The sequence below is a fragment of the Streptomyces griseorubiginosus genome, from assembly GCF_017614965.1.
In the GTDB taxonomy this organism is placed as follows: domain Bacteria; phylum Actinomycetota; class Actinomycetes; order Streptomycetales; family Streptomycetaceae; genus Streptomyces; species Streptomyces griseorubiginosus_B.
Genome location: NZ_WVUG01000042.1, coordinates 1 through 19,077, shown reverse-complemented (window position 1 = coordinate 19,077; position 19,077 = coordinate 1). Strand labels below are relative to the sequence as shown.

Here is a 19,077-nt window from a genome sequence, read left to right as displayed (position 1 = left end):
GGTGTGCCTCCGGGGTGAGGGCGTCAGCCGGCGAGGCCGGCGACCAGGGGCAGGTCGAGGGTGTGGTGGGTACGGCGGACCTTGGCGTCGAGGTAGCGCAGGTTGCTGGGGGTGGTGTGGACGCCGGTGGGCCGCACGAGGCGGACGTCGACGCCGAGGGCCCGCAACTGGCCCGCCTTGTCGGGGTTGTTGGTGAGCAGGTCGAGTCCGGTGACGCCGAGCGCGCCGAGCATCTGGGCGGCGGCGGTGTAGTCGCGTGCGTCCTCGGGCAGGCCCAGGGCGGTGTTGGCCTCGTAGGTGTCCAGGCCCGCGTCCTGCAGGGCGTAGGCGTCGAGCTTGTTGTACAGGCCGATGCCGCGGCCTTCCTGACGCAGGTAGAGCAGGACGCCGCCGGTTTCGGCGATGCGCTCGACGGCCTCGCGCAGCTGGGGTCCGCAGTCGCAGCGGGCGGAGCCGAAGACGTCCCCGGTCAGGCACTCCGAGTGCATCCGTACCAGCGGCGCCGGGGCCGCGGCGGGATCACCGAGGACAAGCGCCACGTGTTCCTTGCCGTCGACGAGCCCGTGGAAGGTGACGGTCTCGGTGGTGACTTCGTAGCCGTCGGGGAAGCGCAGCGGGATGGTGACGCGGGTGCGGACGGAGGCGGCTGGGGCGTGGGCGGTCATGGCATCTCCCGAGGGCGACGGCTTGTTCAAATTTGAATCTGATGGACAGACCATAGCCGATATGCTTCAAATTTTGAACATCGATGCCCGTGTGGCGTCGATCACGTGACGCGACGAGGGGGCTGTTGTCCTCGTGGACACCTCCCGGCCAGCGGCCCGTGCGAGGCTGCGGCCATGGACAGGACCGCGCTGGCCCGCACGCTGCTGGAGCCGATACCCGCGCATCGCACCGCCGGTATCGAGGTCGTCCGCGCCGCCGACGCCGCGGCCGAGGTGGCGCTGCGGACGCCTCCGGAGCTGGCCAACGTCATCGGCTCGCTGCACTCCAGTGGGCTCGTCGCCCTGATCGACGCGACCGGCCTGGCGGCGATCATCGCGGCCGGCGGCGACGACGGTGAGATGGAGGGCGTCGTGCCGCTCGGCAGAGCCGCCTCCCTGGAGTTCCTCGCCCCGGCGCGCGGACGGCTCCTGGCCTCCTGTCGTCTGACGGACGAGGCCCGCGACGCCCTGCGCCCGCTGTGGACGCGTGAGACCGACAGGGTCCGGCTGTCCACCGAGGTCGAGGTCGTCGATGCGTCCGGAGCGCCGGTGTGCCGGGGGAGCTTCGACTGGAGCGTGCGGCGGCGGTGACGGTGGGGCCGAGTGCTGTGCGGGTGGCGCCGCTGTTTGTCACGATTTGAAGGTGTCCAGAGTCGTGCGGCTGATCCGGTCGCTCCGCACCGCCACGCCGGTGGACGCGTCCCCGGCGGCGGACTCGTGCGGCACCGTCGGCGAGGTGCTGGAGACGCTGCGGGCAGCGGTGGCCGGCATCGGCACGACCCTCGACGAGGAGACGACCTGCGCTGAGCTGACCCGGGCGGTCGCCGACCGCTTCGGCTGCTCGGCCGCGGTCGTCCGGGTCGAGGGCGCGACGGTCTCTGGGTACGGGGCGATCGCCGGTGAGGCGGACGCCTTGCCGGACGTCCGGTGGGCCACGGCGATCGCCCGGGAAACGGTGGACTCGTGGGCCGAAGCACCGGCCTGCTCGCCGGTCGGTCCCACGGCGCCCGGGCTGTCACGTCCAGCGCTGTGCGTGCCCGTGGCCACCGGCGCGCTGCGCTACGGCACCCTCGTCTGCGCCCGGGAGCGCGCACCCTTCACCCCGACCGAGGCCCGGCTGCTCGCCCTTCTCGCGGAGCGGGCCGCCTCCCATCTCCGGCATGCCCGGGACCACGCCGGTGTCAGCCGTACCGCCGGGGACCTGCAGCGCGCCCTGCGTGCCGAACCGGGACGTCCACACCCCAACCTCGACGTGGCCACCCGCTATCTGCCCGCCGGCCGGCGCGCCCTGGTCGGCGGTGACTGGTGCGAGACGGTACGGCTGAACTTCGGGCGCACGCTGCTGGTGGTCGGCGACGTCATGGGACACGGCGTGGAGGCCGCCGTCGACATGGCCGCGTACCGTTCCGATCTGCGCTCCCTGGCCGCGGCCGATCTGCCGCCCCAGCGCATCCTGCGCCAGCTCGACGACATCGCCGCAGCCGCACCGGACCGCAGGCCCGCCACCTGTCTGATCGCCCGCGTCGACCCGGCCCGGGGCAGGGTGACGCTGGCCGGTGCCGGGCATCTGCCGCCCACGGTGATCGGTGGCCGCGGAGGGACGGTCGCTCTGCCGATGCCGGTCGGACCGCCGCTCGGCACCGGGCTCGGGGGCTACGAACCCACCACCTGCGCCCTGGACGAGACGCAGACGCTGCTGATGTTCACCGACGGCCTCGTCGAGCGGCGGGGCGAGGACATCGACGTGTCCCTGGAACGGCTCGCCCGGATCCGGTTCCGGCCCGGCGACGGCGTGGAGGACATCCTGAACACCGTCCTCACCGGCCTGGGTGCGCGGCACGCCGAGGACGACGTGGCGGTCCTGGCGGCCCGGCCCCGGCGCGACGGAACCGGCTCCCGTTGAAGCCGGCCGGGCGGTTCAGCCCGCGTGCTGGGGGAGCACCGGGCTCGGCACGGGTCGCTTGGCCACGAAACCGTCGCCGGGTACATGGCCGCGCAGGCGCCGCCATGCCCAGGGGCCGACATGGTCCACCGCCCAGCGGACATCGGCTCCCAGGGCGCGGAACACCGACACGGGGGTCAGGGCGGGAAGCGGCTCCGCCCAGTTCTCGTGGCCCGGCAGACCCAGGGTGTGGGCCATGCCGGCGGCGATCCGGGCGTGCCCGAGCGGGCTCGCGTGCAGACGGTCGTCGCTCCACAGGCGGGGATCCGCGGTGAAGGAGTGCGGGAAGACGTCCAGGACCGACACGCCGTACCGTCCCGCGATCTCGCGCACCCGGGAGTTGAGGCCGATGATGCGCGGTCGCACCCGGCGCGCGACCGGGGAGACCGTGCCGAGGTCGGGGAAGGTCATCGTGACGACGTGGGCACCCGACGCGGTCAGCCGGGCGAACGTCTCCTCGATGTTCGCGGCGACCGCCTCGGGGTCGTGGCGCCGCCGTACGACGTCGTTCATGCCCGCCGTCACCGTCACCAGGTCGGGACGCAGCGCCAGCGCCGGGGACAGCTGGTCGGCCCTGATCTGGGTGCTGGTCTTTCCGCGCACGGCCAGATTGGCGTAGGTCAGACCCGGCTGCGTCCGCGCGAGGGTCTCGGCGAGCCGGTCGGCCCAGCCCCGGGGCCCGCCCGTCGGGGCGGGATCACCGACGCCTTCCGTCAGGCTGTCGCCGATCGCGACGTAGCGGGTGAACGGGTGTGAGACGGTCATGCCGCCCGAGTCTATCTTCGGTTCATCCGTGGTTCAGACTGGGCAGGCCCCATTGCGTCGAAGGCAACTACCGGAGAGGGAGCGGCACGTGGCGCGGAAGAGGGCCCTGGTGGTGCGCGGAGGATGGGAGGGGCATCAACCGGTCAAGGCGACCGAGCTGTTCATCCCCTTCCTCGAGGACAACGACTACGCCGTGCGCGTCGAGGAGTCGACCGAGGTGTACGGCGACGCCGAGGAGTTGGGGGTCACCGATCTCATCGTGCAATGCGTGACCATGGCGGAGATCACTCACGAGCAGGTGGCCGGACTCGGCGCGGCGGTCGCCGCGGGGACCGGTCTCACCGGCTGGCACGGCGGGATCGCCGACTCCTTCCGCGACTCCTCCGACTATCTCCACCTGGTCGGCGGCCAGTTCGCGACCCACCCCGGCAAGGAGCCCTGTCTTCGGCGCGGGGAGGCCGACGACAACTTCCTGCCGCACACCGTGCACTTCACGGAGCTCGGCCGCGAACACCCCGTGACCGCGGGGCTGGAGGACTTCGAGCTGGAGACCGAGCAGTACTGGGTGCTCCACGACGACCTCATCGACGTCCTCGCCACCACCACCCATCCGGTACGGCCCTGGCAGCCCTGGCACCGTCCGGTGACCTCGCCGGCGATCTGGACCCGGCGCTGGGGCGAGGGACGCATCGTCGTCACCACGCCGGGACACAGTCTCGACGTCCTGGAGGACGCCGCCGTGCGTACCGTCATCGAGAGGGGAATGCTGTGGGCGACGCGCACCGCATCGGCATCGTAGGGCTCGGCGTCATATCGCGGGCCTACCTCGGCACCCTCGCGGAGCACCCCGACGTGCAGATCGCCGCGGTCGCCGACCTCGACGCCGCCCGCGCGGCCGAGGTCGCCCAACAGCTGCCCGGTACCGAGGCGTTGGGCGTGGAGGACCTGCTCGCCGCTCCCGATCTCCACACCGTCCTCAACCTCACCACCCCGGCCGCGCACGCTGATATCGCCCTCGACGCGATCGGCCGCGGCAAGCATGTCTACACCGAGAAGCCGCTGGCCAGTGCCTTCGAGGACGGCACAGCGGTCATCGACGCCGCCGCCGCGGCGGGAGTCGGTGTGGCCTGCGCACCGGACACCGTCCTGGGCACCGGTACCCAGACGGCGCGCGCGGCCGTCGACGCCGGGCTGATCGGGCGGCCGTTCGCGGCGTCGGCGGTCATGGTCACCCCGGGCCACGAACGCTGGCACCCCAACCCCGACTTCTACTACGCGCCGGGCGGCGGCCCGTTGCTGGACATGGGGCCGTACTACATCTCGGCGCTCGTCCAACTCCTGGGCCCGGTGCGGACGGTGACCGGCGCGTCCAGCCGGCTGCGCGGTGAGCGGGTCATCGGCTCCGGGCCGCGTCAGGGGGAGCGGATCCCGGTCGAGGTGGACAGTCATGTCTCCGGCGTCCTGGAACACGCCGGCGGCGCCCTCTCCACCCTCACCACGAGCTTCGACGGCGTCACCACGACCGCCGCCCCGATCGAGGTCCACGGCGAGAGGGGGACCCTGGCCGTCCCCGATCCCAACCATTTCGACGGTGAAGTACGGCTCTTCGAGCTGGGCGGCACCGACTGGCGCACCCTCGAACCCTCGGCGGGTTACGCCGACGCGGCCCGCGGCATCGGCCTGCTCGACTTCCTCAGGGCCGACGACCGGCGCCCGCCCCGCGCCGGCGGGGACGTCGCCCTGCACGTCCTGGAGACGATGACCGCGCTGCTGCGCTCCGCGGCCGAGGGCAGGCGCATCACGCTGACGACCTCCGTGGAGCGACCCGAGCCGGTCCCGCTGACTCCGGCGTGGATGTGGAAGGGAGCCCAAGGCCGTCTCCCTATGTAGACACCGTCTTACATATGGGACGTCCGCCGGGCAGGATGGGGCCTCCGTGCTCACCGACTGGAGAGGGGGCCCCGTGTCGGCCGGCTCCGTGTTCCTGCTCGCCGTGGCCGGCGTCGCCTCCGGGCTCGCCGGATCGATCGCGGGACTGGCCTCGCTCTTCAGCTATCCCGCGCTGCTGGCCGCCGGTCTGCCGCCGGTGGCCGCCAACGTCACCAACACGGTCGCGCTGTTCACCAACACCCTGGGAACCGCGGCCGGTTCACGCGAGGAGCTGCGCGGACAGCGCCGCCGTCTGGTCCGGCTCGGGCTCCTCTCGGCGGTCGGCGGCTCCATCGGCGCGGCACTGCTGCTGGGCACGCCGTCGTCGGCCTTCGAGCACGTCGTGCCGTGGCTGATCGCCCTGGGCTCGGTCCTGATTCTGGTACGTGAACCACTGCGCCGGCTCGCCGACCGACGCCCGCCACGGGACGGCCTGCGCGGCCGGCTCCCGCTGATCCTCGCGGTCCTCCTCGTGGGGCTCTACGGCGGCTACTTCGGGGCCGCGGCCGGCGTCCTGATGCTCGCGGTGCTGTCCCTCGCCGCGGACGAGCCGCTCCGGGTGACCAACGCCGTGAAGAACGTCGCCACCGGAGCCGCCAACGTCACCGCGGCGGTCGCCTACGCCTTCCTCGCGCCGGTCGACTGGAGGGCGGCGGCGGCACTCGGCCTCGGCTGTCTGATCGGCAGCCGGGTGGGCCCGGTGGTCGTACGGCGGCTGCCGGAGAAACCGCTGCGGATCGCCATCGCGCTCGCGGGGCTCGGTCTGGCCGTATCCCTCTGGTACCGGACCGGCTGACGACACGTCAGCCCGAGCCGACCGGTGCGCACCCATTGACCCGGCCGTGTCGATCAACCTAGCCTCCGTCCTCATATGTAGACGACGTCCTCATGCGAGGACTTCGTTCAAGTGAATGAACGGCAGTTCAAGGGAGAACTGACAGATGCCGCTCGTGGTGGTCGGGGTCAGCGTGCTGATCCTCCTGTTCCTGATGACGAAGCTCCGGCTGAACGGCTTCGCCGCGCTGCTCCTGGTGGCGGTGGGGGTGGCCGTGGTCCGGGGCATCCCCCTGGAGAAGATCTCGGACGTCCTGTCCGAGGGAATCGGCGGCCAGATCGGCGACACGATGCTCACCATCGGGCTCGGCGCCATGGTCGGGCGGGTGATGGGGGACTCCGGCGCGGCCCAGCGCATCGCCACCAGGATCCTCGACGTCTGCGGCCCGCGCTGGGTCCAGGTCGCCATGGTGCTGACCGCCATGCTCATCGGCGTGACCATGTTCTACGAGGTGGCCTTCGTCATCATCGTGCCGGTGGCCTTCACCCTGGTCCGCGTCACCCGCTCCAACCTGCTGTGGGTGGGCCTGCCGATGTCGATCGCGCTGTCCACCATGCACAGCTTCCTGCCGCCCCACCCGGGCCCGACCGCCGTCGCCGCCACCTTCCACGCCTCCGTCGGACTCACCCTGTTCTACGGCCTGTTCGTCGCCGTCCCGGCCGGTGCCCTCGTCGCCCTGGTCTGGCCGCGGCTGCCGTTCGTGCGCGCGATGAACCCGACCGTCCCCAAGGGTCTGGTCAGCGAGCGCGTCTTCGAGGAGGAGGAACTGCCCGGCACCGGCTGGTCGCTCGCCGTGGCGCTGCTGCCCGTCGTGCTGATCGCGGGCGCCGCGGTGACCGACCTGGCCACCTCCGGATCGAGCCCGTGGCTGCACTTCGTCGCGTTCATCGGCTCGGCGCCGATCGCCCTGCTGCTCACCCTGCTCCTGGCGATCTGGGCGCTCGGCCCGCGCATCGGGCGCAGCCTCGCGGACGTCGCCGCATCCTGCCGGGAGGCCGCCCAGGCCATGGCGATGATCCTGCTGGTCATCGGCGCGGGAGGCGCCTTCAAGCAGGTGCTGGTCGAGGGCGGCATCTCCGACTACATCAGGGACTCCACCGAGCACTGGTCCATCTCGCCGATCATCCTGGCCTGGCTGATCGCCGCCATCCTCCGCGTCGCCCTCGGTTCCGCGACCGTCGCCGTCGTCACCGCCTCCGGTGTCGCGCTGCCCCTGCTCGCCGGCAGTGGCGTCCACCCCGAGGTCATGGTGCTCGCCGTCTCCTGCGGCTCGATCGCGTTCTCCCATGTGAACGATCCCGGCTTCTGGATGTTCAAGGAGTACTTCAACCTGTCCGTCATCGACGCGATCAAGGCACGGACGACCTACACGACGGTGCTCGCGATACTCGGCCTGGGCGGCGTGCTCGTCCTTGAACAGGTGCTCGACGCACTCAACGTGTGACACCTCATCGCCAACCTCCCGCACGAGAAAGGCACTTGCCCATGCCCCAGCCCGTCGTCACGACGTTCTCCGTCTACCCGGTCGCCGGCCGGGACTCCATGCTGCTCAACCTCTCCGGCGCCCACGCCCCCTACTTCACCCGCAACGTCCTCGTCATCGAGGACTCCGAAGGGCGCACCGGACTGGGCGAGGTGCCCGGCGGCGAGAGGATCACCCAGACGCTGCGCGACGCCGAACACCTCGTGCTGGGCGCGCAGGTCGGCGACTACAAACGCGTACTCCGGTCCGTCCGGGCCCGGTTCGCCGACCGTGACGCGGGCGGCCGCGGTGCCCAGACCTTCGACCTGCGCACCACCGTGCACACCGTCACCGCGATCGAGTCGGCCCTCCTCGACCTCCTCGGCCAGCACCTGGAGGTCCCGGTCGCCGCACTCCTCGGCGACGGCAAGCAGCGCGACGCCGTACGCGTCCTCGGCTACCTCTTCTACGTCGGCGACCCCGACCGCACCGACCTCGACTACCACCGCGCGCCGGACGCCGAGGTGGAGTGGTACCGACTCCGTCACGAGGAGGCGCTGACCCCCGAGGCGATCGTCCGCCAGGCCGAGGCCACCTACGACCGCTACGGCTTCCGGGACTTCAAGCTCAAGGGCGGTGTCCTGCCCGGCGCCGAGGAGGTCGAGGCCGTACGGGCGCTGAAGGACCGGTTCCCCGAAGCCCGCGTCACGCTGGACCCGAACGGCGCCTGGTCCCTGCGCGAGGCCGTCGAGCTGTGCCGCCCGCTCGTCGGCACCCTCGCCTACGCCGAGGATCCCTGCGGAGCCGAGGGCGGCTACTCGGGCCGCGAGATCCTCGCGGAGTTCCGCCGGGCCACCGGGCTGCCCACGGCCACCAACATGATCGCCACCGACTGGCGGCAGCTGACCCACGCGCTCGCGCTGCAGTCCGTCTCCATCCCGCTCGCCGACCCGCACTTCTGGACCCTGCAGGGGTCGGTGCGCGTGGCCCAGTTGTGCGACGCGATGGGACTGACCTGGGGCTGCCACTCCAACAACCACTTCGACATCTCGCTCGCGATGATGGCGCACTGCGGAGCCGCGGCCCCGGGCGAGTACAACGCGCTGGACACGCACTGGATCTGGCAGGAGGGACAGGAGCGGCTCACCGTCGAGCCGCCGAGGATCGTCGGCGGCGAGGTCGCCGTGCCGGACACCCCCGGCCTCGGCGTACGCCTCGACCGGGAACGGCTCATGGCGGCCCACGAGTTGTACCGGGCGAAGGCGCTGTCGGGGCGCGACGACGCGATCGGCATGCGCTATCTCATCGACGGCTGGACCTTCGACGCCCAACGCCCCTGTCTCGTACGATGAGTTCGGCGGCGAGCCCGCCCCATCACTTCACGCGACGCACACACATTCCCCCCATTTGCTCAAAAGTTCAAGCGCTAGTCTGCTCACGAGTTCGAGTGGCCGGGGGAGCCGACGGAGGGCGCCGCTCGTCACCCCCCACTTGCACAGGAGACCCGGCGTGCTGCACGGCGACGTAGTGGTGATAGGCGGTGGCTACGCGGGCGTGCGCGTGGCGAAACGACTCGACGGGACGGCGCGGGTGACGCTCGTGGACCGCAAGGAGGTGTTCTTCCACCGGATCGCCTCCCTGCGGGCCGGAGTCCGCCCGGAGTGGTCCGTGACGCCGTTCATCCCCTACGACCGGCTGCTGCAGCACGGCCGGTTCGTCGTGGGCAAGGTGATCCGTGTCGACACCGCCGAGCGGCAGGTGGTGCTGGGCACGGGGGAGCGGCTGCCGTACGACGTGGTGGTGATCGCCACCGGCGCCGACTACCCCGAACCGGCCCGCTTCGTCGGCAGCACCGCCGACGAGGCGGTCGAGGCCTTCGCCGGCCACCAGCACAAGGTGGCCGACGCCGAGCACATCCTGGTCGTCGGCGGCGGGCCCTCCGGGGTCGAACTCAGCGCCGAGATACGCCTGGCCCGCCCGGACGCCCGGGTCACCCTCGCCCACTCCGGCACCGAACTGCTGCACTCGACCGGCATCGCACGCGCCGGCCGGCGCGCCCGCGCCTGGCTGGAGTCGCACGACGTCGAGGTCCGCCTCGACTCGTTCATGTCGCCCGGCAACGACTTCGGCACCTACCGCGACGCCCGGGGCAACGTCATCGCCGCGGACCTGTCCTTTTGGGCGACGGGCACCACGCCCAACACGCTCTGGCTGCGACTGGGCGGCCACGGCGACTGGCTGAACGAGGCCGGACACATCAAGGTCGACCGGACGCTGCGCGTCGGGGGACGCCTGGACGTCTTCGCGGTCGGCGACGTCAACGACGCCACCGAGCTCAAGATCACCCCGGCCGCGCTGGCCCAGGCCGACCTCGCCGCCTGGAACATCCGCACCTACCTGAACGACGCCGGACGCCACCGCAGGGACCTGCGCCTGTACCGGCCCTTCCATCGCACCCCGGTGATCGTCCCGTTCGGCTCCGCCGACGGTGTCACGGCGGTTCCCATCCCGGGCGGTGAGACCGCCGTCCTGGGAGGCCGCACCTCGGTGCTGGCCAAGGCGAAGACCCTGATGACGCCGTACATGCGACGCCAGCTCGGCTACACCGCGACCTGAGACCGCCACTCAGCGCGGCTCGCCCCGGTACGTGCCGAAGTACCAGCGGTTGCCCTCGGGATCGCGTGCGGCGAAGTCGCGGGAGCCGTAGTCGGTGACGTGGAGGCCGGTGGTGATGTCGGCGCCGGCCGCCTTGGCACGGGCGTGCACGGCGTCCGGGTCGGCGGTGACGACATAGGCGCTGAAGGCGCCGGGCGGGGTCGGGCCCTCGCCGGGATCCTGGTTCTCGCGCACCGAGCCCAGCATCACCCCGCCCCCCTCGGGCCAGCTGAGCTGGGCGTGCTCGACGAGATCGCCGTCGCCGTAGACGACGGTCTCCTCGAAGCCGAAGGCGTCGACCAGGAAGCGGATCAGCGCCCGGGCGTCGCGGGCGCGCAGGGTGGGCCAGACCTGCGGGGCGGGCGGCTGCTTGGCGGTCTCGGTCATGACGGTGTGCCTTTCGGTGCGGGGAGCCTGAGTCGGCCGTACCCCCTCAGCGTCACGCGGGCGGATGGTGCCCGGATTGGATGTTTCGGAACTCCTGGGCCAGCCAGGCGCTCGGCGTGCACGAGGCCAGCGCCGCGAACTCGCGGTCGAGGTGGGACTGGTCCGCGTAACCGCAGTCGGCGGCCAGAGCGGCGAGGTCGGGCCGGTCCGGCCGCCGCGCGAGGCGGCGCCGGGTCAGGTCGAAGCGGACGACGCGGGCGGCCGCCTTGGGGGTGAGGCCGATCTCCGCGCGGAAGCGGTTGCGCAGGTGGCGGTCGCTGTAGCCGGTCACGGCGGCGAGCTCCTCGACGCGCACCCGGCCGCCGGTGGCCAGCAGCCGCCGCCAGGCCTCCGTGAGGGGCGCCGCGGCCGTGCGGGTGCCGTCGTGGCGTGTCAGCCGGGTCAGCAGCCAGTCGTCGAGGACCCGGAAGCGGGCGGGCCAGTCGGGTGCCTCGCGCAGTCTGCCGTGCACCTCGCGCACGTCCGGCCCCAGGGCGTCGTCGGCGTGGACGTCGATCCCGGCCAGCTCGCCCGCGGGCAGCCCCAGCAGGACGCGGGCGCCGAGCGGGCTGATCGCCAGCTGGATGCCGGACTGCCGGCCGGGGATCCGGATGAGGGCGGGCGAGGTGTGCAGACCGCCGAGCAGCGTCGGGTAGTCGCCGGGCGCGGCGCCCGGGTCGGGGTGGGCGGCGATGCTCAGCGGCTCGTCCAGGGTCAGGATCAGCGTCAGCCAGGGCGAGGGCAGCCCGCGGTGCGTGGCGGCGGGGACGCCCCGCTGCCGGTAGCCGGAGTACCAGCCGACCAGTCCCCTGAGCGGCGGCGCCGGCAGCACCCGTACCGCCTCGTCCACGACCTCGGCGACCATACGGCCATTGTGCCGCGCCGGCCCGGAACGGTCTCGTGGACGCCGAGTTCACAGCAGCGCGTCCCAGTCCGTCTCGAGGTCACCCCCGCCGAGGAACATCAGCTCCATCGCGTCGGCCGGCTCCTCGTCCGAGCCGTCCGGCAGCGGAAGTTCGGCCCAGATGCACTTGCCCGTCGGTGTGTAGCGCGCTCCCCAGCGCGCCGACAGGGCCGCGATCAGCTGCAACCCCCGGCCGCCCTCGTCCGTCTCCGTCGCCCGCCGGATCCGCGGCATCGTCTGACTGCCGTCGAAGACCTCGCAGACCAGTCCCGCCCGGTACAGCAGCCGCAGTCGCACCGGGCCCTTGGCGTGGCGCACCACGTTGCCGACGAGTTCGCTGGCCAGCAGCTCGGTGGTGGCGGTCAGGCCGTCCAGGTCCCAGGCGGCCAGTTGCTCGCGTACATGGCGGCGGGCCTGGCCCGCCGCCTTAGGGTCCAGGGGCAGCGACCAGGACGCCATCCGGTCCGCGGGCAGCGCGTGCAGCCGCGCGACCAGGAACGCGGCGTCGTCGGCGGCCCGCTGGCCGGCGGGCAGCAGACCGGCCGTCAGCGTGTCGCACAGCCGCTCCAGATCCAGGGCCGTGCCGTCCGCGTGGGCCGTGCCCAGGAGCCGTGCCAGCTCCGCCGTCCCTTCGTCGATCTCCCGCTTCGCCGACTCGACCAGACCGTCCGTGTACAACACCAGCAGACTGCCCTCCGGCACCTCCAACTCCACGGTGTCGAAAGGCGGTTCAGCGGCGCCGAGCGGCGGATCGGCCTCGTGGTCGGGGAAGTGCACGGTGCCGTCGGGGCGGACCAGGGCGGGCGGCGGATGTCCGGCGCGGGCGATGGAACAGACCCGGGTGGTGGCGTCGTACACCGCGAACAGGCAGGTGACGTACGAGGTCTCACCCATGCCGTCGACGATGTCGTTGAGGTGGCCCATGATCTCGTCGGGCGGCAGTTCCAGGTCGGCCAGCGTGTGCACGGCGGTGCGCAGCCGGCCCATGGTGGCCGCCTCCGGCAGACCGTGCCCCATGACGTCGCCGACGCAGAGCGCGACCCGTCCGCCGGACAGCGGGATGATGTCGTACCAGTCGCCGCCCACGTCCGTGCCCGGCCCGGCGGGCAGATAGCGGGCGGCGGCCGTGCACTCCGGCAGGTCGGGAAGGGCCTGGGGGAGCAGACTGCGCTGGAGCTCGCGGGACCGGGTGTGCTCGGCGTCGTAGAGACGGGCCCGTTCCAGCGACTGGGCGACCAGGGCGCTGATGGTGGTCAGCAGGTCGCGCTCCTGGTAGGTGAGCAGCCTGGGCCGGTCGAAGGCGACCACGCAGACACCGAAGGTGTGCCCGGACGCCGTCAGCGGCAGAAAGGCCCAGGACCGCTTGCCGCCGACGGCCGCCAGGTGCGCGGTCTCGGGGTAGCGCGCGGCGAACTCCGACGACGAGGACAGGAACAGCGGTGTCCCGGCGGTGATCGTGTCCCACGCCGGGTCGCCGCGTCCCGTCCGGGGGCGCGTGTCGAGCCTGTCGACGAAGCCGTCGGGAAAGCCGACCGCCCCGACGTGGTGCAGCCGGTCCGACTCGATGACCTGAACCAGCAGACCCGCGGCGGCGAACGCCGGCAGCACCCGCCGGGCGACCACGTCCACCACGTCCTGGGAGGTCGTCGCCTTGGCCAGTTCCGCGGTCAGCTCCGCCAGCCGGGCCGAGCGTTCGGCCGCGTCGCGTTCGGCCGCCTGCTGTTCCTCCGCCAGCCGCCGCTTCTCGGTGACGTCCTGGAAGTAGAGGGTGCGTCCGTCGGGTCCGGGCACCAGCCGCAGGTGCAGCCGCCGCCCGCAGTCCGGGACGGGGACGTCGAAGCCGGCGGGCCGCTCCTCGGCCGCCGCCTCCAGGCATCCGGCGCGCAGCCCCGGAATGTCCCGGGCGGCCGGCAGGTCCCACAGCAGCCGGCCGAACAACTCCTCCTCGGAGAAGCCCAGAAAACGTTCCGCCTCCAGATTGACGAAGGTGATCCGCCACTCGTCGTCCACCGCGATGAACCCGTCGCTCATGTGCCGCAGAGCCCGGCTGAGCGCGTCGCGGGCGGTGCGCGACTCGTTGCTCTCCCAGCCCACGCCGATCATCCGCAGCGGCTCGCCGTTCTCGTCGTACGTGGCCCGGCCGCGCGCCTGGGTCCAGCCCCAGGTGCCGTCCAGCCGCCGTACCCGGTACTCGGCCTCGTAGACGGTGTGGTCGAGGATCGCCCGCTGGGCCGCCGCCAGGGTCGGTGCCAGGTCGTCGGGGTGGACGATCCGCATCCAGTTCTCGATCTTCCCGGTGAAGTCGGCGGGCCGGGTGCCGTACAGCTCCAGGGCCGCCTCGTCCCAGATGAGCTCGCCGCCCCGGATGTCCCAGTCCCAGGAACCGACCTGGACCTCCTTGAGGGCGTGCCGCAGGCGCTCGCCGTTCAGCTCGGGCTGCGCGGGTCCGGACGGCGGCGGGGCCTGGGCCATACGGTCCTCGGTCCAGGCGACCACGTCCCGCAGGAAGTCCCAGTGCCGCGAGGTGGGTTCGCCCTCGTCGCCCGCCAGGACCGTCAGCGCGCCGATGCTGCGCCGCCCGCTGAACACCGGCAGGGCGGCGAGCCCCGTGCCGGGCCACACCGGTCCGGGCGGGGTGCCGGGAGCGGAGTGCGGCACCCAGACGCCCTCGCCCTGCTGGAGGGCGCGGGCCGGGGCCAGCGGGCCCTCCTGGTCGACGATCTCCCAGGAACGGGTGAGCGCGGGCGGCAACCCCACCGAGGACACCAGCCGCAGCGCCGACATCGGTCCGCGCAGGTGCATGGTGCCGCCGAGCCCGCTCAGCTCGCCCACCGCCTGCCCGAGCGCCAGCCTGAAGACCTCGCTCTCCGTCACACCGGGAGACACCGTGCCGAGAAGAGCGAGCCGCGCGTTCATGGTGGGAACTTATCGTTCCTGTTTCCGATCGAAACCTGCTTCACGGATTCCGGCCGGCCGCCTCCCGCAACTCTGCTTCCTCAACAGCCAACGGACAACGGCAAGTTGTTGAAATTTCGGCCGTGTACCGTGCCCTCGCACGGGCAGGCTTCCGATCATGAGGAGCGGCATGGACATCGGTGTCTTCATCCCCATCGGCAACAACGGCTGGCTCATATCCAAGAGCTCGCCGCAGTACATGCCGACGTTCGAGCTGAACAAGGCGGTCGTGCGCAAGGCCGAGGAACACGGCCTCGACTTCGCCCTGTCGATGATCAAACTCAAGGGCTTCGGCGGCGAGACGGAGTTCTGGGACCACTGTCTCGAATCGTTCACCCTGATGGCGGGCCTGGCCGCCGTGACGGACCGCATCAGGCTCTACGCCTCGACACCGATCCTCGCCCTGCCGCCGGCCATCGTCGCCCGCATGGCCGTGACGGTCGACTCCATCGCCCCCGGCCGCTTCGGCGTCAACATCGTCACCGGCTGGGCGCCCGGCGAGTACGGCCAGATGGGCCTGTGGCCCGGCGACGAGCACTTCGGCAACCGCTACGCCCGGGCCGTCGAGTACGTCACCGTGCTGAGGGAGCTGTGGCGCGAGGGCGTCAGCAACTTCAAGGGCGAGTTCTATGAGATGGACGACTGCGTGCTCTCCCCGCGCCCGGCGGACGGGCACATCGACATCGTCGCCGCCGGCCAGAGCGGCACCGGCATCCGCTTCGCCGCCGAGCACGCCGACTACAACTTCGTCCTGGGCAGCGGCGTCAACACCCCGCTCGCCTTCGCCGACACCACGGCCGCCCTGGCGGAGGCGGCCCGCGACAGCGGCCGGGACGTCGGCGCGCTCTCCCTGTTCATGGTCATCGCGGACGAGACGGACCAGGCGGCCCGGGCCAAGTGGCAGGACTACCACGACCACGCCGACCACGCGGCCCTCGCCTACATGGCGGGGGAGTCGGCCACGGACACGACCGCCGACGACTCCTCCACCGCCCGCACCATCGTGGCCCCCGAAGGCGCCGTCAACTTCAACATGGGCACACTCGTCGGGTCGTACGAGAGCGTCGCCCGGATGCTCGACGAGATCGCCGAAGTCCCCGGCACCAAGGGCATCATGCTCGTCTTCGACGACTTCCTCGAAGGCATCGAGAACTTCGGCACCCGTATCCAGCCGCTGATGCGCTCGCGGGCCGGGCGCACCGTGGCGGCGAACTGACTCAGGCCCGCAGCGGGTTGGCGCGTGCGACGGCCAGCAGGTACCAGGCGGTGGCGCCCGTGTGCCGGTAGGGGTAGTAGCCGAACCCGAAACCGGTGTCGAGGGGGCTGCTGGCCGAGACGACCCCGGACCGCTCGGCCACCGCCACCGACCCGAGGGTCTGACCTGCGCCGAGCAGGTCCTGGGCGCGCTCGACGGACGCGATCAGGCCCCGGGCGCGCGCCTCGTCGCCGGGAGCCCGGCGGTCGCGCAGGGCGAGCGCGAGATGGGCCGTGCCCTCGAACCACACGCCGTTGCGGTCGGGCTTCGGCTGCCCACTGGCGATCGGCGCGTCCTCGTTCGCCACCAGACCGGCCGAACTGAAGGTGACGCCCTCGTACGACTGCCCTGCCCCCACCGTGCTGTTGGGCCGGTCGGCGGTGTCCAGCACGGCGAGGTGGGTGGCCGCCCAGTCCACGGAGCGCGCGTGGGCAGGGGAGGGGAGGGCGAGGCGGGTCCAGGTCTGGGTGTCCTCGGGGACGGGCGACCTGTTGATCGTCACGCCGTCGTTGGAACCGGTGTAGAAAAAGCCCCCGGCGGGTTCCCACATCCGCTCGACGAAGGCCTTCGCCCAGGCCCGCCGCTCCCGCCACACCCGGTCCCCGGTCAGCCGGGCGAGCCTGCCGAACAGACCGACCAGGTCGGTGTTGTGCTCGGTGGAGCTGAACGGCTGCTTCTCGTCCGCTCCGTTCACCCCGAACGTGTAGCCGCCGAGCGGCTCGTCGGTGCGGGCGGTGCGCTCGATCCACTCCCCGATCCGCACGGCACCGGTCAGGAACCGGCGCTCCCCGGTCCGCCCGGCGAGGGCGCCGAGCGCGATGCCGGCCCACGCCATGTCGCCCACCGCGGTGCCGGTGAAGCCGAACTGGGTGCCGACGTTGGCCGTACCGTCCGCCCGGACGAACCCGTCCGGCTGGGCCGAGCCGTCGTAGAAGGTGTACGGGCCCACGTTGTAGGCCTGGCGCAGCCTGCCGTCGTCGTAGCCGGGGTCATGGGCCTGCGCGTACAGCAGCGCGTCCCCGAGGACCGTGGCGCGAGTGCGGCCGTCCGCCGTGCCGGAGGCCAGGTTCGCCAGGATCACCAGGGCGTTGTCATAGGTGAACGCCGTACTGAACAGGCCCGCCTGGTCGGTGTAGCTCTGGGCCAGCCGGACGGTGCCGTGGTCCGGGTAGGCGTCCATGGCCGTGGCGAGGAAGGAGAGGGCGCGGCGAGGGGCGGAGGGGCCGCTCGCCGCCTCGGCGGTGCCGGTCCCGGCGGTGAGGAGGGCGGCGCCCGCGCCGACTCCGGTCCCGATGAGCGAACGGCGGCTGATTCCGGGGCCTTGGCTGCCGGTCATGGGTCTCCCTGGGCAGGTGACGGTCGCGTCTGAGAGCGCTCTCAGACGGTGCGGGCCCATTCTGCTGGCGGAACCGAAGTCCGGTCAACGACCGTGGCGTAAGGGTCAGTTGAGAGCAGCGGTCAACCGGTGGTGTGGGTAGCGGCGTCGAGGAGGGGGCCCAGCTCCCGGGCCACGGTCGTCAGGGCGCGGGTGTCCTGTTCTGCCCGGGAGATGAGGATGGCGCCCTCCAGCGCGCTGATCATGAGCGTGGCGAGGGCACCGGCCCGTTCGCCGGGTACGCCCATGTCCCTCAGGGCCTCGGCCACGGGCCCGGTCCAGGTGGCGAACGCGGTGGCCGCCGCTTCCCGGGTGGACGTGCTGGACTCGGCGCAGTCCACGGTGGCGGCGGCGACGGGGCAGCCGCCCGCGAAGCCCTCGGTCCGGTACTCGTCCGTCCACTGCCGCACCATCTCGGCGAACAGCCCGCTCGGCGTCGGCTCCGCGAGCGCGGCGAGGAAACGGGCGACCCGCTTGCCGGCGTAACGGCCCGCCCAGCCCACCGCCTCGTTGACCAACTGCTCCTTTCCGCCCGGGAAGTAGTGCTGGAGCGAGCCGCGCGGGGCCTCGGCGTGCGCGGCGACCTCGCGCATGCCGGTGGCCCCGACGCCTTCGCGCCGGATGAGCTGGGCCGCGCTGAAGACCATGCGCTCGCGTGGCCCGCGTTCGGACTCCGCCATGCCCGACCTCCCTCGACCTCCCTCGGCGTCTTGGTGGTCACCCTATGACCGCGGTCATAGGGACGGCTACTATGACCGCGGTCATAGTCGGCAGCTGCGGCTCGACTGTGACCGTGGTCATAGGTGGCAGCTGCGGCTCGGAAACGGCGGTGCATCGTGGACTACGTGGGATTCGTCGGTCTCGGGGTGATGGGCCGCCCGATGGCGCTCAACCTCGCCCGCGCGGGAACACCGCTCCTCGTCTGGAACCGCACGCCGGACCGCTGCGAGCCCTTGCGCGCCGCCGGAGCCGAGGTCGCCGCCGAGCCCGCCGAGGTCTTCGCCCGGGCGGGCGTCGTCTTCCTCATGCTCGCCGACGAGGCCGCGACCGACGCCGTCCTCGGCCGGGGCACACCGGACTTCACCGCGCGGGTCGCGGGGCGCACCGTCGTCCACATGGGGACGACAGCGCCGGAGTACTCGGGCGGTCTGCAGGACGCCGTGCGGGCGGCGGGCGGGCGTTATGTCGAGGCGCCGGTGTCCGGCTCCCGAGTCCCTGCGGAACAGGGGCAGTTGGTCGCGATGCTGGCCGGCGACGGCGAGGCCGTGGCGGCGGTACGGCCGCTGCTGGCGCCCCTGTGCCGTGAGACGTTCGACTGCGGTGCCGTGCCGGACGCGCTGCTGATGAAGCTGTCGGTGAACCTGTTCCTGATCACCCTGGTCACCGGTCTGACGGAGGCCTTCCACTTCGCCGACCGGAACGGCCTCGACCGGAGGCTGTTCCTGGACGTCCTCGACGCGGGTCCGATGGCCAGCGCGGTCTCCCGGATGAAGGCGCCGAAGCTGCTGGCCCGGGACTTCGCGGTCCAGGCGGGCGCCTCCGACGTACTGAAGAACAACCGTCTGATCGCCGAGGCCGCCCGCAAGGCCGGCCTGGCCTCGCCCCTTCTCGACATCTGCCACACGCTTTTCGGCGAGACCGTCGAGCAGGGGCACGGCGGCGAGGACATGGTGGCCGTGCTGCACGCCTTGGAATCCCGGACCGACGGAGCGGGCCGACCGACGCTATAGTCAACAATGCGAATAGGTGACTAGTCGCATGGTTGATGACGCATCGACGGGGGCTTCATGACCGACAGCGGGTATCTGCGGTACGTCGCCCTGGGGGACAGCCAGACCGAGGGAGTGGGCGACGGGGACGAGCTCGGGGG

17 protein-coding genes and 1 pseudogene are annotated in these 19,077 nt (G+C 72.1%); 11 read left to right on the top strand and 7 right to left on the bottom strand.

Going from position 1 to position 19,077, the window contains the following annotated elements; translation table 11 throughout:
- Positions 1–23: 23 nt before the first annotated feature.
- Entirely contained in the window at positions 24–665 is a 642-nt protein-coding gene (locus GRC12_RS11250) for a GTP cyclohydrolase II (RefSeq protein WP_208779062.1), read from the bottom strand.
- A gap of 174 nt (positions 666–839) precedes the next feature.
- Between GRC12_RS11250 and GRC12_RS11245 the strand changes: the two genes are divergently transcribed.
- Together GRC12_RS11245 and GRC12_RS11240 are read left to right on the top strand one after the other, a co-directional pair.
- Positions 840–1,295, top strand: coding sequence for a PaaI family thioesterase (locus tag GRC12_RS11245; RefSeq protein WP_208779061.1), 456 nt, complete (start codon positions 840–842; stop codon positions 1,293–1,295).
- Between the two features lie 52 nt (positions 1,296–1,347).
- A complete protein-coding gene (locus GRC12_RS11240) occupies positions 1,348–2,607 on the top strand; it encodes a PP2C family protein-serine/threonine phosphatase (protein WP_208779060.1) in 1,260 nt (419 codons plus the stop codon).
- Positions 2,608–2,622: 15 nt separating this feature from the next.
- Here the strand turns inward: GRC12_RS11240 and GRC12_RS11235 are convergent, their stop codons facing one another.
- Positions 2,623–3,411, bottom strand: a complete 789-nt coding sequence (locus GRC12_RS11235) for an SGNH/GDSL hydrolase family protein (RefSeq protein ID WP_208779059.1) — start codon at positions 3,409–3,411, stop codon at positions 2,623–2,625.
- An 88-nt stretch (positions 3,412–3,499) separates the two neighbouring features.
- On the opposite strand from GRC12_RS11235, the gene GRC12_RS11230 reads away from it, so the two are divergent.
- The 6 genes from GRC12_RS11230 (at position 3,500) to GRC12_RS11205 (ending at position 10,253) form a co-directional block, all read left to right on the top strand.
- Entirely contained in the window at positions 3,500–4,210 is a 711-nt protein-coding gene (locus GRC12_RS11230; RefSeq protein ID WP_208779058.1) for a ThuA domain-containing protein, read from the top strand.
- Complete coding sequence (locus tag GRC12_RS11225) at positions 4,180–5,301, top strand: Gfo/Idh/MocA family protein (protein ID WP_208779057.1); 1,122 nt, start codon at positions 4,180–4,182, stop codon at positions 5,299–5,301. The genes GRC12_RS11230 and GRC12_RS11225 overlap by 31 nt, the downstream gene beginning before the upstream one ends.
- A 73-nt stretch (positions 5,302–5,374) precedes the next feature.
- On the top strand, positions 5,375–6,136 hold the full coding sequence (locus tag GRC12_RS11220) for a sulfite exporter TauE/SafE family protein (protein WP_208779056.1): 762 nt from the start codon (positions 5,375–5,377) through the stop codon (positions 6,134–6,136).
- Between the two features lie 145 nt (positions 6,137–6,281).
- Positions 6,282–7,619: a gluconate:H+ symporter gene (locus GRC12_RS11215; RefSeq protein WP_208779055.1), complete on the top strand. Its 1,338-nt coding sequence runs from the start codon at positions 6,282–6,284 to the stop codon at positions 7,617–7,619.
- Positions 7,620–7,660: 41 nt separating this feature from the next.
- Positions 7,661–8,989 carry an enolase C-terminal domain-like protein gene (locus tag GRC12_RS11210; RefSeq protein ID WP_208779054.1) on the top strand — a complete coding sequence of 443 codons (1,329 nt, stop codon included), beginning with the start codon at positions 7,661–7,663 and terminating at the stop codon, positions 8,987–8,989.
- A gap of 157 nt (positions 8,990–9,146) precedes the next feature.
- Positions 9,147–10,253: an NAD(P)/FAD-dependent oxidoreductase gene (locus tag GRC12_RS11205; RefSeq protein ID WP_208779053.1), complete on the top strand. Its 1,107-nt coding sequence runs from the start codon at positions 9,147–9,149 to the stop codon at positions 10,251–10,253.
- A gap of 9 nt (positions 10,254–10,262) precedes the next feature.
- Here the strand turns inward: GRC12_RS11205 and GRC12_RS11200 are convergent, their stop codons facing one another.
- From GRC12_RS11200 to GRC12_RS11190, 3 genes are read right to left on the bottom strand one after another with little or no spacing between them, the layout of a single operon-like run.
- Positions 10,263–10,679: a VOC family protein gene (locus GRC12_RS11200; protein ID WP_208779052.1), complete on the bottom strand. Its 417-nt coding sequence runs from the start codon at positions 10,677–10,679 to the stop codon at positions 10,263–10,265.
- 52 nt (positions 10,680–10,731) lie between these two features.
- Positions 10,732–11,583: a helix-turn-helix domain-containing protein gene (locus tag GRC12_RS11195; RefSeq protein WP_208779051.1), complete on the bottom strand. Its 852-nt coding sequence runs from the start codon at positions 11,581–11,583 to the stop codon at positions 10,732–10,734.
- Positions 11,584–11,631: 48 nt separating this feature from the next.
- Positions 11,632–14,538 carry a SpoIIE family protein phosphatase gene (locus GRC12_RS11190; RefSeq protein WP_208779050.1) on the bottom strand — a complete coding sequence of 969 codons (2,907 nt, stop codon included), beginning with the start codon at positions 14,536–14,538 and terminating at the stop codon, positions 11,632–11,634.
- Between the two features lie 169 nt (positions 14,539–14,707).
- Between GRC12_RS11190 and rutA the strand changes: the two genes are divergently transcribed.
- Positions 14,708–15,793 carry a pyrimidine utilization protein A gene (gene rutA, locus GRC12_RS11185; protein WP_208779088.1) on the top strand — a complete coding sequence of 362 codons (1,086 nt, stop codon included), beginning with the start codon at positions 14,708–14,710 and terminating at the stop codon, positions 15,791–15,793.
- Position 15,794: 1 nt separating this feature from the next.
- Here rutA and GRC12_RS11180 read toward each other — a convergent pair whose 3' ends face one another.
- Entirely contained in the window at positions 15,795–17,168 is a 1,374-nt protein-coding gene (locus GRC12_RS11180) for a Tat pathway signal sequence domain protein (protein WP_208779049.1), read from the bottom strand.
- 122 nt (positions 17,169–17,290) lie between these two features.
- Entirely contained in the window at positions 17,291–17,887 is a 597-nt protein-coding gene (locus GRC12_RS11175; protein WP_208779048.1) for a TetR/AcrR family transcriptional regulator, read from the bottom strand.
- Positions 17,888–18,043: 156 nt separating this feature from the next.
- Here GRC12_RS11175 and GRC12_RS11170 point away from each other — a divergent pair, with 156 nt between their 5' ends.
- Together GRC12_RS11170 and GRC12_RS45485 are read left to right on the top strand one after the other, a co-directional pair.
- Positions 18,044–18,937 (top strand): NAD(P)-dependent oxidoreductase, encoded by an 894-nt coding sequence (locus tag GRC12_RS11170; RefSeq protein WP_208779047.1) that lies wholly within the window; start codon positions 18,044–18,046, stop codon positions 18,935–18,937.
- A gap of 57 nt (positions 18,938–18,994) precedes the next feature.
- Positions 18,995–19,077: pseudogene (locus tag GRC12_RS45485) on the top strand (SGNH/GDSL hydrolase family protein); the annotation flags it as partial.